Source organism: Rhodococcus sp. 1163 (assembly GCF_002091985.1).
Taxonomy (GTDB): Bacteria; Actinomycetota; Actinomycetes; order Mycobacteriales; family Mycobacteriaceae; genus Rhodococcoides.
In genome coordinates this window covers 78,748-94,305 of sequence record NZ_MKKX01000030.1, presented here as the reverse complement: position 1 = coordinate 94,305, position 15,558 = coordinate 78,748, and the positions used below count along the sequence as shown (strand labels likewise).

Here is a 15,558-nt window from a genome sequence, read left to right as displayed (position 1 = left end):
CTCCTGCCAAGTCGGCTATAGATCTGTACATTGGCGTACGGCACCTCGCGTGCCCGAGCACTGGTCGTACCCCACCCCCCCGGGGCGATCAGGAAGGTGGCGGGGGACGCCCCCCCTGCTCCCCGCCACCGAGCTCCATAACGGAAGCCAGATTGCAGCATCCCGATCCGATGAGGCTGCAGACCGCTCGCCGCTCCCCGATACTGTGTCACCGTGGATTCACACGGTCATGGTCATGGGCACGGACATAGCAACACACCCGCACCGCTCGGACCCGTCGCTGCACGGATAGTGGTGGGGCTTCTCGTCGCGATCGGACTATGTGTGATCGGCGGTGCAATTGCACTGTGGCCGAGCCAGCAGCACGTCGACGTACCGCTCCCGTTCAATACCTCCGGCGGTCGCGCGGTCCAAAGCGAAGCGGGCACGATTGTGTCGCAAGACATCGGGCCCTGCGGCAGCGCCTCTTCCGGACGTGTCTTCACCGGTAATCCGACGCCACCTGCGAGCGCAGGATACGACTGCCAACGCAGCATCGTCACGATCGACTCGGGACCGAATGCAGGCACGCGGACCCTGATCGAAGTCGTACCGGGCCCCGGTCAACCGGACCTTCGCACCGGTGAGAGCATTCGGCTGGTCCGGCAGACCGATCCCACCGGAACCACCCAGTATTCGTTCAACGACTACGCCCGCGGACTGCCACTCGCAGTCATCGTCGGTGTATTCGCTGTCGTCATCTGCATCGTTGCGAGGTGGCGTGGCTTTCGTGCGCTGCTGGGATTGATCGTGGCGTTCGGCGTGCTCGTCGGATTCATGCTTCCTGCAATTCTCGACGGCGCACCTGCCATTCCCGTCGCCTTGGTCTCCGGTGCTGTCATTCTGTACGGCGTTCTCTACCTTGCGCACGGCGTCAATCTGCGGACGAGTTCTGCCCTCCTCGGAACTCTCATGTCGATGGCGTTGGCGGCTGTGTTGTCCTATGTTGCGATTCGGATGACCCATCTGACGGGGCTGTCGGAGGAACAGAACACCGACGTTCAGGCCTACATCCAACAAGTCAGCATCACCGGACTGCTCCTTGCGGGGTTCATCATCGGGTCGCTCGGCGTCCTCAACGACGTGACGATCACCCAGGCGTCGACTGCATTCGAGATCGCCTCGGCGGACGCAACGACGACGCGACGGCAGATCTTCTCCTCCGCGATGCGCGTGGGGCGTGACCATATCGCCAGCACCGTCTACACCCTGGTGCTGGCGTATGCCGGTGGGGCGCTTCCACTTCTGCTGCTGTTCAGCGTCACCGGCCGCTCCATCCAGGATGTTCTGACCGGTGACGCCGTGGCCATCGAGATCGTCCGCTCTTCGGTCGGCGGTATCGCGCTGGCGCTGTCCGTTCCGCTGACCACTGCCATCGCGGCTATGCTCGCCCGGCCGGGAGGACCGCCGGAGCCTTCGGAGACGCCTGTGAAGAAGGCAGGCAGGCACTCTCGCTAGGAGAGCCGAAGAGTCATGCGAAGGCTGCCGCGACGCTCTCCGACAACAGATCACCGTGGTGCGTGCTGAGCCCGTTACGCAAGCCTGCGTCCGCCTCGCATGCCTCTTCCCAACCTTTGTCGGCGAGCGCGCAGACGTAGGGCAGTGTCGCGTTGGTCAACGCGTACGTCGACGTCCGTGGGACAGCGCCCGGCATGTTCGCGACGCAGTAGAACACCGACTCGTGCACCCGGTACGTCGGGTCGGCGTGCGTAGTGGGAACCGAGTTCTCGAAGCAGCCACCCTGGTCGATGGCGATGTCGACGAGCACCGAACCGTGCTTCATACGCTGAACGAGACTGTCGGAGACCAACATCGGCGCCCTTGCGCCGGGTACCAGTACCGCCCCGATCACCATGTCGGCGGCAAGAACGGCCTGTTCGAGCTCGAAGGCGCTGGACGCGACCGTCTTGACGCTGCCGTGATACAGATCGTCGATGGCACGCAGCGCCTTCACATCGAGGTCCAGCACCGTGACGTCGGCGTGCATGCCGTGGGCGATGGCGACGGCGTTCCTTCCCGACACGCCTGCACCGATGACGACGACGTTCGCCGGACGCACCCCGGGCACTCCCCCCATGAGAACGCCGCGGCCGCCACCGCTGGCCATCAAATGATAGGCACCTGCCTGCGGTGCCAGCCGGCCGGCAACCTCACTCATCGGCGCCAGCAGTGGGAGTGATCCGTTCGGAGCAGTGACGGTCTCGTAGGCGATTGCGGTGGTGCCCGATCCGAGCAAGGCGTCGGTGCAGGGCTTCGACGCGGCCAAATGCAGAAAGGTGAACAAGACCTGATCACGCCGGAGCAGTGCGTACTCCTCGGCGATCGGCTCCTTGACTTTGAGCAATAGGTCGGCCGCGTCCCACACCTTCGCGGCCTCGGCGAAGATTTGCGCGCCTGCCGCTTTGAAGTCGGTGTCGCAGAACGACGAACCGACGCCTGCTTCGGATTCGACGATGACTTCGTGTCCGTGCGAGACCAATTCGTGTACGCCCGCTGGGGTGATGGCCACCCGGTACTCGTTGTTCTTGATCTCGCGAGGAATTCCGATCTTCATGGCGGCCTCCTGAATAATGATTCGACGGATTGCCACAATTGTGAATTATAAAGAGAAAGGGGGCCAACAGATGTGAACATAATTCTGTAGATTGGCCAGATGGGATCTGATAATTCAGCTCGTGGCGCGCAAGTGGGGCGTGAGCCGAACGATGTTCGGTACACGGCAGATGCTCGAAAGACGCCACTCGACGACATCGACCACATCCTCATCGACGTTCTTCGGCACAACGCCCGCACACCCAACAATGCACTTGCTGCGGCAGCGGGTATCGCACCATCGACCGCGCTGGGACGGGTGCGTTCCCTCGTCGAGCGCGGAGTGATTCGCGGGTTCCATGCCGAAATCGATCCCGAAGCCCTCGGGCAGGGCATCCAGGCCATGATCTCGGTCCGCCTGCAGGCGGATGCCCGGCGAAGGATCAACGAATTCGGTGAGCAGATCGCGGCGCTCGAGGAAACGCTGAACATCTATTTCATCGCGGGCGCGGACGACTTTCTGATCCACATATCTACGGTGGACACCGCTGCACTACGCAACTTCGTCGTGGACAACCTCAGTGCCCATCCAGCCGTCGCCGCTACCGAGACGATTCTGATATTCGAGCACATTCGCTCGCGGAATCCGGTCGCCTGAGACCTGGATCAGGGAGCGGGCGGGAAGAGCGGCGGCAAGGTAGGCAGCGTGAAGTCCGGCAGGCCGGGGATCAGCGGCGGTGGAGGAGGAGGCGGCGGCGGTGCGACCTCCGGCTCGGAAGATTGCTCGGTCGTTCGATCCTCGGTCACTTGCTGGCGCGTCGGTTCGACAATCTCGGTTTCGGGTTCGACGACCGGGGCTTCGGGGATGGTCCCCACAGGCGGCGGCGGGGGCGGAGCGGGAATCACCGGAGGTGCTGCCGGAGGGGAAGGCGTCCCTGCCACGCTCGACGTGGCCGGCGGCTGCGTCACCGCGGTCTCGACGACAGCGGCCGTGTTCGGACGCGTCACGACGAATCCCGATACTGCGATCACCGCTGCAGCAGCAACTCCGAATACGGACCACGCCCGAATTCGACGCCTTCTGAGCACGTCTTCGTCTTCACCGTCGTCTTCTTCGTAGTCCGCGTCCAGCCAGTAGACCTTTTCGAGCGCGAAGTGTTTCGGGGCGGGCGAAGACGACTCGACTTCCCTCGCGTCCGGCACAGGAGCAACGGCAGGTGCGGCCACGGTAGGAGCCACGGGCGGGGCTTTCGGCGGGTAGAACGGCCGCGCACCCGTGTCTGCAGCAGGTAAATTTTTCCGCGAGTTCGCTGCGCCGGGAATCGTTTCGACAGGACGAGGCGCAACGAATCCGGCCGCGGGTACAGGTACAGGTTCCGGCCGGAACGGCGCTGCTGGAGTGGGGCGCGCCGGCATCGTCCGGGGCGGCACATTCTGCGGGTACTCCGCCGGCCGTGCCGAGAGTGCTGCGCCACGGGCCGAGACAGTTTCCGGCTCGTTCGGAGTGATCGCCGGCAAATGCAGAGATGGGCCGACGCGTTCACGAACGAGCGGGATGCGCGACCCACCACCGATGAGAACGACGGCGTCGATCGGAACGTTTGCATCGATGAGAACACTGCGCGCGAACTCGATGGCCTGATCGATGTGGTCGGCGATCAATGCCTCGAAGTTGTCCCGCGAGAGCAGGATCATGCCGCTTTCGTCGGGCAGGCAGACCGCGTCGTTGCTCGACAGCCGTTCCTTGGCCACACGGCACCGACGCTCGAACAGGTCCATGTCGGCAGCATCGCTCGGCTTGCCTAGGCGTGCGAGCTGATTGTCACGAAGGAATTCGTCGATGAGATCTCCGCTGAACGCACTGGAGCGTTGCGTGACGACGACTCGACGGGCCGCCAGGTTCACGACGCTGACGTTCAGACCCGAACTTCCCAGGTCGAACAATGCGACGGTAGAGAATCCCGCCGCTTCACCACTGACGACGAGGTATTCGAGGACTGCCTCGACCTCGGGCACGAGGCGGTAGTTCTGTAGGTGCTGATTCTCCAGAGCGCGGTGCAGTGTGTCTGCCTGATGTGCGTCCCGGTACGCGACGCCGGTGGTCATCGATGGCTCGGACTCGGCGGCCAGCGCGCTGATCGACTCGGCGGCCAGGTACTCGACGTGATCGTCGACCGTGTCGATGACTTGATTGTGGAAGAACAACTGCTGAGGGGCTTCGAGCAAACGGGTCGACGAGACGCGAGCATTGGCCGTCCCGTTGCGTGGCTGAGCCATACGCACGGCGTGGGCGCCCATGGACACCCCCAACAACACAGTCATCTCTCTTGCCTCGCTTCGCGGTAGACGGTCGGACTCCGATACTCGCCCGAGGGGCCACGCTACCGGGTGTGTGGCCGAAGTGCGGCGCGGCCCCGTCAGCTCCGAGGTCAGTTCACATCCGAATCGTCTTCGACGACAGAGCCGTCCTCGTAGTAGAAACCGTCCTCGGTGTATTCGACGTTGCCGGTATCCGGATCGGCGCCTGGTTCGACGGGGTCGAAGGTGTCCACCGGCTCTGGAACGGGCTCCGGCTCGGGCATCGGGATCGGCTCCGGCAGCGCAGGCGCACTCTCGGTGACCGAGGAATTTCCGGCAGGGATCGAGCCGGGATCGATTCCGATCCCGGGCGGCGGGGCGGTATTGCCCCGTACCGCGACGATTGCCCAGACCAGCAGAACCACTGTGGCTACTGCCCCCAACCAGGCGGCGTCTCGTACCGACCACTGCATACGACGGGGACTTCGCGACGCGGGGACCGATGCCGGTGGGGTCTCGATCGGCCCCGACCAGTTCGGGGCTGCCCAGTTCTGGGCCGTCCCCGCAGGGACCGTCCACTCAGGGGGCGCGTCCACAGGCGCTGGCAGTACCGGGGCGAGCGCCACCGGGACCGTCTGCATCGGCGCTGTCTCCATCGCCGCCTGGGCCGTTTCCGCGTCCGACGTCCTCAGCTCCTGCGTCGCGGCTTCCGCCTCGGAAACCACAGCCGGCTCGGGAACTACAGCGGGCGGCGTGCTCGCGTGATGCTCCGCCAGCAGCGTCGCGAGAGTCATCGTGGGAGCGATCGGTGCAGCCTCCAGCGCTGCTCCTTCCGCGATGACCGACATCGGTGAATCCGGAACTACGACGTCGACGACCCATCTACGTTCGACGAGTGACCGCACGATCGGCATGTGCGAGCCACCACCGATGAGCAACACCGCATCCGGAGTCGACGGGACCGCCCACGCGAGTGCCTGAAGGATCAGCGGGGCTGCGGCGTCGTCGAAATCGTTGCGAGTGATCAACACCGGCCCGTTGTTCGGCGCGCGGACACCCGCGGCCGTGCTGAGCATCTCTTTGAGGTCGCGGAAGAAGACGCGGTATTCGCGTTCACCTTCCACGCCTTCCGCGGGGGGAAGGATATTCTTGGCCATGACGATCTTCTCGACTACCCCGTCGAGTGCGTCACCCGACAGAGTCGGAGTGCGTCGACTTCGGGTGACATCGCCTGCTGCTACGTCCAACGTGAGCGCGGTCGTACCGTTCGTTCCGAGGTCGAGCACCAGTAATGCCCGCGCCGTCGCGAGCCTCTCGATCGAGCGCGCGTAGGCGAGCACCGCCGAACCCTCGTCGACCATTCGAATGGTGGAGTTTTCACTACTGTCGAGCGAGTCCAAGAGCGAGGCCACTACGTCCGAATCGCGTCCGGTGAGTACCACATCGTCGAACGGTCCGCAGTCGGCAAGCTTGCCGTTGAGGAGCCAATGGGCTCCTTCGGCGTCTATCGAATCCTCGATGCGGCGCCCGTCTCTCAGGTAAGAGATCCGGACGGCACTCGGCTCCACGGCTATGCCGCAGACTCCACTCACCGGCACTGAGTTCCTTCATTTATTGGGCCCGACGAAGCCCTCACTGTACTTCTTCACCCCACCTACCTCGGGCGCATACGGGCAGGGCAAGTCCCCATACAGCGGTGATGCTCATCTCGATTGAAATCCGAATCCAAGGGAAACCCGCTGGTAGGTAACCAATCCAAGAGCAGCCGAACAATTCGAGCCGACGCTTCAAAACAATCTACTATATTGTTTGGGAAGGTCTGGGGAGACAGCTGGGTTGCAAACATGGACGTGTTGCAAACCCACAGTCAGTACGAGGCCGTCCGGTCTCGGAAAGTTGCGAGATTCAGTGGAGGTTCGTATGGAGACGCTCGATGCTGCAGATGTGACCAGGATTCGTGAAGTTCTGGACAAATTCGGGAAGCTTCCACTACCAGCGTCGGGCATCGAGGACTCGGCCGATCTCTACGACAGCGGCCTCACCTCGCATGCCAGCGTCAACGTCATGATCGCTCTCGAGGACGAGTTCGATATCGAATTCCCCGATGCCATGCTGCAGAAGGCCACGTTCGCCAGCATCGAGTCCATCGCCACAGCCGTCGCACAGCTCACGGACTGAGGGCTATGACCACCGCTTACCGGGACGCCCTAGACATCTCGAACATGTCCGAGGTACTGACCACAGTGCGTTCGTTCGCCGATGAGGTCGATCGCGATGCCCGATTCCCGACCGAGTCCATGGAGGCGATTCGCCAAGCCGGTCTCCTCGAGGCAGGCATTCCCGTGCACTTCGGTGGCGGCGGTCTTTCCCTTACTCAACTCGCGCATATCGCACGGTCACTGGGCGCAGAATGCGCCTCTTCGGCCATGATCTTCGTGATGCATCAGTCCCAGGTACTGAGCATCGTCCGGCACGGGAAGTCCGACGCCATGGAATCGTTGCTGCGTCGGTTCGTTGTCGAACGTCCGCTGGTGGCCTCGGCGACCACTGAAATCAACATCGGTGGCGACGTGCGAACCAGCGGGTGCGCGGTCGAATACGACGGCGATCGGATCACCTTGTCGAAAACTGCTCCGGTGATCTCTTATGGCGAATACGCACAGTTCGTCCTCGCGACGGCTCGCCGCTCGGTGGACAGTCCCCCGAGCGATCAGGTGTTGGTCGTCTGCGAGAAGCCGGACGTCGTGCTCGAACGCACCGGCGACTGGGACACCCTCGGGTTCCGTGGAACGTGCAGCCCCGGATTCCAACTCGAGGCAACTGCCACGACGTCGAGCATTCTGGGTGACAGCTACGGCGATATCTCCGCGCAGACGATGCTGCCTGCCGCGCATGTGCTCTGGAGTGCCGCGTGGCTTGGCATCGCTGATGCGGCAGTCGCCAAGGCGCGCAGGTCCGTTCGCAAGGCTGCCAGTCGCACGCCGGGAGTCACTCCGCCGAGCGCACTTCGGCTCGCCGAGCTGTATGTCGTGCACGAGCAGCTCGTCGACGCGGTATTCGGCGCGGCAGCAAAGTACGAGGCCATCGCGGACTCCCCCGGAGATCTCGGTGCTATCGGTTTCGCGGTGCGAATCAACAACCTCAAGGTGACTGCGTCCTCACTCGTCATCGACATCGTCGGCAAAGCGTTGCAGATCTGCGGCATTTCCGGCTACCGACAGGACTCCGATATGAGCATCGGTCGTCACCTGCGGGACGCGCACGGCTCCGCCATCATGGTCAGCAACGAGCGCATTCTCGGGCACAACTCCCAACTTGCGCTCGTCTACAAAGGTAACTGAATGACTGCACACGCGAACCCCACCGAGATTTCCGAACTCGATTCTGCGCGAGCACGATTCCGCGAGGAACTCGTTGCCGCCGAACTCCTCGTACCCAGCTCGGTGGAGGGTCTCTACGGCCGCTCGGGTGAATTCGAGGACATCATCGACAGAATCGACGAGGTCGTCGATGCCGCGGGACGATCCGAGCACGGCTTCTCGGCTCCGCGATTCCGCTTCCCGCCGGTTTTCCCGCGGGAAGCATTCGAGCGCACCGATTACATCGCCTCGTTTCCCAACCTGACCGGCGCCATCAACACCTTCGACGGTGACAACAAGGCCCATGCCTCGTTGCTCGCGGACCGCGCCGAAGGCAAGGACTGGGATCACCACCTCGAGTCCGCAGGCACCATGCTCGTTTCGGCCGCATGCCACCCTTCGTACTCGATGATGACGGGCGTACTTCCGGAAGACGGCCGGTTGCTCGATATCTACGGCTACTGCTTCCGGCACGAGCCGGCGGTGGATCCCGCACGGATGCAAGCATTTCGGATGCACGAGTACGTTCGCGTCGGCACTCCGGACGAGGCCGTCGCACACCGCGAACGCTGGGTGGTGCGAGGCATGGAGGTGCTTGCCGATCTCGGCCTCGAAGCCGAAGCCGTCATCGCCAACGACCCGTTCTTCGGACGCGCAGGCCGCATGCTGGCCGCGAACCAGCGCAACGAGAACCTCAAGACCGAACTGGTCGTCAAACTTTACGGAGATCTCGACGACGGCACCGCGGTGGTCTCGTGCAATTGCCACCGTGACCATTTCGGTCACACGTTCGGAATTTCCACGGTCGACGGCGAACCCGCACACAGCGCGTGCGTCGGCTTCGGTATGGAGCGCATCGCACTGGCGATGTTGCGCACCCACGGCCTCGACAGTCGAAAGTGGCCCGCTTCCATTTCCCGCTGAACGAACGACAACCAACAACGAGGGGATCGTCCTGTGAGCACCCGAAGTACGGCAGAGCGGAACACGGACACCTCTCATGTCGACGTGAATCCGCATACTGCCGGCGGAAAGTACTCGACGTGGTTCGGCCCCGAATCGGAAAGCTTGTTCGGAACCGTGCACGTACCCGCGGGCGGGCGCGCACGGGGCGGTGTAATCCTGTGTCCGCCATTGGGCAAGGAGCAGGTCGACTCCTACCGCGGCTTGACTCTGCTTGCGCAGAAGCTGTGCGATTCGGGTCTGCTCGTACTTCGGTTCGACTACTTCGGCACCGGAGATTCCGCCGGCGATCAGGACTCGGCAGACATCGTCGCGAAGTGGACCCGCAGCATCGTCACTGCCGCCGGGTTCGTGCGCTCGAGCGGGGTCGACGCGGTGGCGCTCGTCGGGTTGCGTGCCGGTGCGTTACTGAGCGCTGCGGCGTTCTCGCAGGTCGGTCCATTGACCGCAGTTGCCCTCTGGGACCCGGTCGTTCGCGGTCGGTCCTATTTGCGCGAGCAGCGTGCCCTGTATTCGGTCAGTGTCACCCAGGACTCCGAGGAGGATGCTCGGGTGTCGATGATCGGTGCCGTGCTGCACCCGGATGTGACCTCGGACCTCGCGGCTCTCGATATCTCCAAGCTCGAATCGATCGAGTGCCCGGTCCTTGTCGCCACCCGCCCGGAACGTGCTGATGCCAAGCCGATTCGGACCCTGGTGGAGAAGCAGAACGCCGAAGAGCACACGTTGTCCGATCACGAACTGTTTCTCGAACCTTCGGATTTCGAGGTGGTGCTGCCCACCGCGGACATCACCCATCTGGCTCGTTGGCTCTCGGATCGTTTCGACGGCAGCGAAGCACCGGTGTCGGTGACACTGCGTGATCATGCCGAGTTCGGTAGCGGCGAAAGTACCGTGGTCGAGACGACGCAATCTCTCGGGCCGAACGCCCTGTTCGCCATCAGGACCACCTCCCCGTCGTGCGCGGCGGGCGGACCGACCCTCGTTCTCTACCCGACCGCGAACGAACACCGAGTCGGACCTGTTCGTCTGTGGGTCGAGATGGCCCGTTACCTTGCTGCCCAGGGTGTTTCGGTTCTCCGATTCGATCGCCGCGGCACCGGCGAAAGCGGGCTGGTGTCGGACGACGAGATCACCGAGCTCTACAGCGAAGAAGGCAACGAGGATGCACTGACGGCAGTGCAGCAATCAGGAGCCGGACCGCGCAACGTCGTGGTGTCCGGGATGTGCTCGGGTTCTTGGTACTCCAGCTTTGCAGCAGCCGAACTGGGCGTGAATTCCGCGGTCCTGTTGAACAGCCTCGACTGGACGACCAAACGGCTCGAGTTCGTCAAGCGTTCCTCGATGGTGCACGAGGACAAAGGCTTTGTCGCGTCCGCATTGGATCGCCTGCACCATGTCGGCGTCCGCGTGAAGAACAGCCTGCAGCCCTCGATGCCGTATCGCATGTGGTTGTGGCTCGGGTTACGCGGTCTCATCCAGGTTCCGGAGATTTCTCTACGCAGGTTGGAGTCGAAGAACGTGCGAACCACTGTCCTTCTGTCTCCGACGGACACTGCATGGTTCGTGGACAACCGCGGCCCGGAGGGAATGCGACGGCTGCGTCAGCAGTCCGACACCCGATCCGGTTCGACGACGGTCAAGTCCTTCGAGGTCGGCGATCACTCGCTGTACAGCCGCGATCTGCGGGAGACGGTTCGCCGAGAGCTCGTCGACGCGGTGAACGAGGCCTTCGACATGGAGATCGGCTTGCCTGCGCCCCCTGTACCCGTGCGGTGGCGGCCTCTGTGAAACACCGCGCCCCGAAGATCGCACCACCGCGACACCACAATCTCGAGCGGCTCGAGTGGTATCCACTCGAGCCGGTTCGTTGGGACATGGGCCTCATGTCTCACACGATGCCGATTCAGCAGGTCAGCCAGGCCCAGATCTCTTATCGACCCGAGACACCAGGCGACCCGCAGGTACCCGACGACGCCGCGGACGGGAAAAGTTCCGACCGCAACCTGGCACTGAACTCTCTGGCCTTGATGCTGTCCACCGTCATCACCGGCGGCCTCGGGTTGCTGTTCTGGGCTGCAGCCGGCCGGTTGTACCCGGTGGCCGAGGTCGGCAGCGCCTCCGCGGTGATCACCTCGGCCGTCATGCTCTCGACATTGTCCAACCTGAGCCTCGGGTCGATGTACGAGCGGTTTCTGCCCGATTCCGGCCGACTGGCACGGTCTTTCGTCGTGCGCGGTTACCTGACGATCACTGCGTTCGCGTTCGTCCTCGGGTGCGTGTTTCTGCTCTTCGCGCCGGTCGACAAGATGTTCACCAGCACCGCCGAAATCGTCACTTTCCCACTGTTCGTTGCGGTACTCGCGGTCTTCGCGCTGCAAGATCAGACGTCGTCCGGGCTCGGAGTCGCACGCTGGGCTGCAGCGAAGAACGTCTTTCATGCCGTCGTGAAATTCGGTCTGCTTCTTGCTTTGTTCGCGACGGCCCGGAGCACGTCGATCATCGCGGCGTGGGCCATCCCAGCGGTCATCGCGTCGGTGGTCGTTCTTCGCCACATCCTGCGGGCGCTGCGAACCGAGCCGCGATATCAGTTGGAGCCCAATCTTCCGCCGCGTCGAGAGCTGTGGTCGTACTTCGGATCCGCCTACGGCATCACCGCACTCGGTTCACTCGCTCCGCTGCTGATCCCGATGATCGTAGTGGCCACGTTGGGCACCGAGAGCAACGCGTATTTCTCGTTGACCTGGTCGATAGTCAGTGCCCTGTACATCCTGATCAGTGTCCTCGTGGGTCCGTTCGTCGCGGAGGTCGCCGCACATCCGGATCAGTTCTCGCGATTGACCAAACGTTTCATGACGATGGTCGCCGTCGTGGCGCTGGGGGGTTCGTTCTTTCTCGCGTTCATTGCACCGTTCGGGTTGGGGATCGTGGGGGCGGAGTACCGCGAGAACGGCACGATCATCGTCCAACTTGCCGCGTTCACCATTCCGCTCTCGGTCGTGGGATCGCTCTACGACGGCCTTGCGCGTGTCCAACGAAAAATGCGACTGGCTGTCGTGGTGCAGGTGATCGCGACGTCGATCATCATCATCGGTTCGCTGAGCCTGTCGTCCTCACTCGGCATCGCCGCTGTCGGCTGGGCATACCTGGCGGCCGAAGGATTCGGCGCACTCGTGTTGATCGTGCCGCTGATTCGATGGATCAGGCTGTTGGCGCATCGTGACGGCCCGCCTCCACCGGAGGATCCGCTCCCTCCCGCCCCGCCCGGGCCACGCCCGTACCCGACAGTCCTGGCCGAACGGCCGCAGCAGTTCGCGAACGGTGATTACGCCCGCGAGTACAGCTCCAGCGGTGCGCACCACATCGATTCCAGGCCTCGTATCTTCGACCCTGGCCGTATCCACGCCCCCTACCGTCGGCCGGCACCGGAGAGGGGTGCGCCGTGAGCCGAAACGCGATCACGTACAAGGCAACTGCAATGGATATGTTGCGGTCGGATTCTCGGCTCATCGGCGGACTCGGGCCCGCAGATTTCGGTGGCATCGAACGTGTCCGAGCGCGCCTTCGCAAACTGGCCTCGGCGGGCCCTGCCGCTCGACTGGGTCTGCGTGTCACGCCGTCGACGCGGCAGTGGGCGTACGAACCCGACGCAGTCTGCGCCGAGGTGGAATCCGCGCCGCCGATCACGGCAGCGGGTATCGCCGGTGCCCTCGTCGAACTCTCCTCGACGGCGTCGGCGGAAGTCCCGTTGCGCGGCCGCCTTGCCGGAGAGTACCTCCTTCTGGATCTGTCGCATGGATTGAGCGATGCGTTGTTGCCGGTGGAGCTATACGCCTATCTGGCCGATCCTTCCGAGGATCCCCCTCTCCCTGCCTGGGCGACGGCACCCGTTGTGAAAAGCCCTCTGCCACGGGCGTTCAGCAGTTGGGCGGTTCGTAATCCGCGCAAGGTCGGCGCTGTTCTGTCCGGACGGCTACGTGCCTCACGCTCTGCTTCGACGGCGACCACAGCAGAGAACACTGCGGTGCCGAGACGCATCCCGTGGACTCGATCACCCGCGATGGCAACCGCGACGTCACGGGCAGGCGCTCCGACGGCACTTCGCTGCTGGCGTGATCGCAACGCCCCCGACCTGTCGGTGGCGTCGATGCTATGCGGTGCCGTCGCGAATGCAATTGCTGCACAGGGCATTTCCGTCGCACAGTCACTGACCTTCCTGTTCGATTGCAGACGCTATCTCCCGACGAGCGATCTGGTGCTGGGGAATTTTGCGGTCGGGATCGACTTTCACGGGCTCGATCCCGCATCCCCACGTGCGGTCCACGGCGCCGTCGCCCACGCGATCGAGAATGGACGTCCGCTCGCGGCAGGGACATTGAGTGCGCTGTCGTATCTGCGGACCGGCGCGGCGTTACCTGCCACCGCGGTCGACAGCGCGCCGGTGAACGCCGACGCACGGCTTACGTTCTCCGACATCGGGCGGATACGGCAGTTGGACGGTATCGCATGGACCGCGGATCCTGAGAACAGCCAGTTCTATCCGCTCAGTGAACCTGCGCTGCCCGACTCGGTGGTGATCACGTCCATGCACGTCCGCGATACTTTCCAGGTGTCGGCGTCGTTCCACGGCAATGTCTTCGACGTCGAGACCGTCCAGTCCGCCTTGGACGTAGCATTGTCCGATCCCATCGCTATGTTCAGCGGCCAGGAGTGACCACCATGAGTACTCAGCTTCGACAAGCCCGCGCAGCGCTGCAGGGCAAGCCGACGACGGGCCCCGACGCATCGTTGTGGGCCAGGATCGGCTACTGGGCGGGCATGGCGGTGCTGCAGATTCTTCTCGTGGAGTTCGTCGTTGCCGCGTCCTGGCGCGGGCTCTACAGCTACCGCACCAATTTCGTCAGTGAGCTCGGTGTCGCGTTCTGCGGGCCGACCGGCAATTGGCCGTGCAGCTCGCTGTACCCATTGATGAACGTGTCCATTGCACTGTTCGGTCTTTGTCTTGTCGTCGCCGCGACGGCGTGGATGGTCATCGGTGTCGTCGACGTTCGCGGCGGTATTCTCCTGTGCGCGGCCGGGTTCGGCGGCATTGTTGCCGGGGTCGTGAACCAGGGCCTGAACTACGGCGTGCACTCGTTCGGCGCGACCGTCTTCTTCGTCGTGGGAAGCCTTGGACTGATCGTCGCCGGTGGTCACCGCTCACTGCGCCGCACGATCGGCATCATCGTGACGACTCTCGGCGGGATCGGACTCACCGCGACGTTGTTGTACATCGGCGGTCACAGTGTCGGAATAGGGATCGGCGCCGTCGAGCGAATCGTCGTCTATTCCATCCTTGCCGGAACAGTGATATTGGCGGTAGCGCATCGCGCGACGGCTCGGCGCATGAAGATCGTGGCCTCCGCTGCCACCTCGAATCCCCTCGAAAATCGATGACGCAGCAGGTAGACCCGAAAACCGTCGAGGTTTCCCGGCTCCCATCATCGGGTTCGACTCCGCCGCCGAAGAAGAAGCTCTGGCCTCGGCTGCTGAGCGCTGCGGTAGTTGCGGCGACGGTGGCAGTGTCGGGCACGGTCGCGTATCGAGAGTTGTGGGTGCAACCGAGCGGGGACAAGGAAGAATCCGACGCCAGCGGAAACGGCAGCGAGTTCACCGTCTACGACGAGTTCGACGCCGCTCGTGGTAGCGCTCTCGACTCGAGCAAATGGAGTTACGACACCGGCCGAACCGGGTGGGGAAACAACGAGAAGCAGGACTACACCGACTCGACGGACAACTCGGCTCAGGACGGATCGGGCAACCTCGACATCTCCGCACTGGACGCTGCCGGCGGATACACCTCGGCGCGGGTGACGACGAAGGACAAATTCGAGTTCACCTATGGCCGCGTCGAAGCTCGCATAAAAATGCCTGCGGGCCAAGGACTCCATCCGGCGTTCTGGCTTCTGGGCACCGACATCGATTCCGTCGGGTGGCCGATCTCGGGCGAAATCGACGTGATCGAGACCCTCAATGCCGCCGACAACTATCACTCCGGTATCCATGCCCCGGAGGCCGACAGCCTGAACAGTCAGAAGTCGGGCACCTCGGGAATTCCGATCGAACCGCTGTCCGAGGACTTTCACACCTACTGGGTCGAACGGTCGCCGGACAAGGTCGTCACAGGCATGGACGAGACCGTTCTCTCCACGATCACACCCGCCGATCTGACCGGCGGTGACGAATACTGGGTGTTCGACAAGCCGTTCTATCTCCTGTTCAACGTTGCGGTCGCAGGAGACTGGCCGGGACCGACCACTGCACAGACGAAGTTCCCGGCCACGATGTCCATCGACTGGGTTCGTTACCGAACCGACTGAAGCTCTTC

At 63.3% G+C, this 15,558-nt stretch carries 13 protein-coding genes; 10 read left to right on the top strand and 3 right to left on the bottom strand.

Annotated features, from left to right (window positions below; genetic code table 11):
* Positions 1-213 precede the first annotated feature (213 nt).
* Entirely contained in the window at positions 214-1,497 is a 1,284-nt protein-coding gene (locus BJD99_RS12610; protein WP_084347187.1) for a YibE/F family protein, read from the top strand.
* A 13-nt stretch (positions 1,498-1,510) separates the two neighbouring features.
* Here the strand turns inward: BJD99_RS12610 and ald are convergent, their stop codons facing one another.
* A complete protein-coding gene (ald, locus tag BJD99_RS12605) occupies positions 1,511-2,593 on the bottom strand; it encodes an alanine dehydrogenase (protein WP_084347186.1) in 1,083 nt (360 codons plus the stop codon).
* Positions 2,594-2,692: 99 nt separating this feature from the next.
* Here ald and BJD99_RS12600 point away from each other — a divergent pair, with 99 nt between their 5' ends.
* Entirely contained in the window at positions 2,693-3,229 is a 537-nt protein-coding gene (locus BJD99_RS12600) for an Lrp/AsnC family transcriptional regulator (RefSeq protein ID WP_084347185.1), read from the top strand.
* 8 nt (positions 3,230-3,237) lie between these two features.
* On the opposite strand, the gene BJD99_RS12595 is transcribed toward BJD99_RS12600, so the two are convergent.
* A complete protein-coding gene (locus BJD99_RS12595; protein ID WP_084347184.1) occupies positions 3,238-4,893 on the bottom strand; it encodes an Hsp70 family protein in 1,656 nt (551 codons plus the stop codon).
* A 107-nt stretch (positions 4,894-5,000) separates the two neighbouring features.
* Positions 5,001-6,461, bottom strand: a complete 1,461-nt coding sequence (locus tag BJD99_RS12590; protein ID WP_143542140.1) for a hypothetical protein — start codon at positions 6,459-6,461, stop codon at positions 5,001-5,003.
* Between the two features lie 328 nt (positions 6,462-6,789).
* On the opposite strand from BJD99_RS12590, the gene BJD99_RS12585 reads away from it, so the two are divergent.
* Genes BJD99_RS12585 through BJD99_RS12550 form a run of 8 tightly spaced genes read left to right on the top strand, consistent with a single transcriptional unit; the run spans position 6,790 to position 15,550 of the window.
* Positions 6,790-7,047, top strand: a complete 258-nt coding sequence (locus BJD99_RS12585) for an acyl carrier protein (protein WP_084347248.1) — start codon at positions 6,790-6,792, stop codon at positions 7,045-7,047.
* A 5-nt stretch (positions 7,048-7,052) separates the two neighbouring features.
* On the top strand, positions 7,053-8,210 hold the full coding sequence (locus BJD99_RS12580) for an acyl-CoA dehydrogenase family protein (protein ID WP_084347182.1): 1,158 nt from the start codon (positions 7,053-7,055) through the stop codon (positions 8,208-8,210).
* Complete coding sequence (locus BJD99_RS12575; RefSeq protein ID WP_084347181.1) at positions 8,211-9,152, top strand: amino acid--[acyl-carrier-protein] ligase; 942 nt, start codon at positions 8,211-8,213, stop codon at positions 9,150-9,152.
* A gap of 33 nt (positions 9,153-9,185) precedes the next feature.
* Positions 9,186-10,982: an alpha/beta fold hydrolase gene (locus tag BJD99_RS12570; protein WP_084347180.1), complete on the top strand. Its 1,797-nt coding sequence runs from the start codon at positions 9,186-9,188 to the stop codon at positions 10,980-10,982.
* Positions 10,979-12,637: a lipopolysaccharide biosynthesis protein gene (locus BJD99_RS12565; RefSeq protein WP_084347247.1), complete on the top strand. Its 1,659-nt coding sequence runs from the start codon at positions 10,979-10,981 to the stop codon at positions 12,635-12,637. The genes BJD99_RS12570 and BJD99_RS12565 overlap by 4 nt, the downstream gene beginning before the upstream one ends.
* Positions 12,634-13,905, top strand: a complete 1,272-nt coding sequence (locus BJD99_RS12560; protein ID WP_084347179.1) for a hypothetical protein — start codon at positions 12,634-12,636, stop codon at positions 13,903-13,905. Before BJD99_RS12565 ends, BJD99_RS12560 begins: the two co-directional genes overlap by 4 nt.
* A gap of 5 nt (positions 13,906-13,910) precedes the next feature.
* On the top strand, positions 13,911-14,627 hold the full coding sequence (locus BJD99_RS12555) for a hypothetical protein (RefSeq protein ID WP_143542139.1): 717 nt from the start codon (positions 13,911-13,913) through the stop codon (positions 14,625-14,627).
* On the top strand, positions 14,624-15,550 hold the full coding sequence (locus BJD99_RS12550; RefSeq protein WP_084347177.1) for a glycoside hydrolase family 16 protein: 927 nt from the start codon (positions 14,624-14,626) through the stop codon (positions 15,548-15,550). Before BJD99_RS12555 ends, BJD99_RS12550 begins: the two co-directional genes overlap by 4 nt.
* Positions 15,551-15,558 lie beyond the last annotated feature (8 nt).

What these genes read in the sequence shown, in the direction of transcription:
- BJD99_RS12585 (WP_084347248.1), top strand. Translation starts at nt 6,790, where the DNA reads ATGGAGACGCTCGATGCTGCAGATGTGACCAGGATTCGTGAAGTTCTG.
- BJD99_RS12600 (WP_084347185.1), top strand. Translation starts at nt 2,693, where the DNA reads ATGGGATCTGATAATTCAGCTCGTGGCGCGCAAGTGGGGCGTGAGCCG.
- BJD99_RS12575 (WP_084347181.1), top strand. Translation starts at nt 8,211, where the DNA reads ATGACTGCACACGCGAACCCCACCGAGATTTCCGAACTCGATTCTGCG.
- BJD99_RS12550 (WP_084347177.1), top strand. Translation starts at nt 14,624, where the DNA reads ATGACGCAGCAGGTAGACCCGAAAACCGTCGAGGTTTCCCGGCTCCCA.
- BJD99_RS12555 (WP_143542139.1), top strand. Translation starts at nt 13,911, where the DNA reads ATGAGTACTCAGCTTCGACAAGCCCGCGCAGCGCTGCAGGGCAAGCCG.
- BJD99_RS12580 (WP_084347182.1), top strand. Translation starts at nt 7,053, where the DNA reads ATGACCACCGCTTACCGGGACGCCCTAGACATCTCGAACATGTCCGAG.
- BJD99_RS12595 (WP_084347184.1), bottom strand. Translation starts at nt 4,893, where the DNA reads ATGACTGTGTTGTTGGGGGTGTCCATGGGCGCCCACGCCGTGCGTATG.
- ald (WP_084347186.1), bottom strand. Translation starts at nt 2,593, where the DNA reads ATGAAGATCGGAATTCCTCGCGAGATCAAGAACAACGAGTACCGGGTG.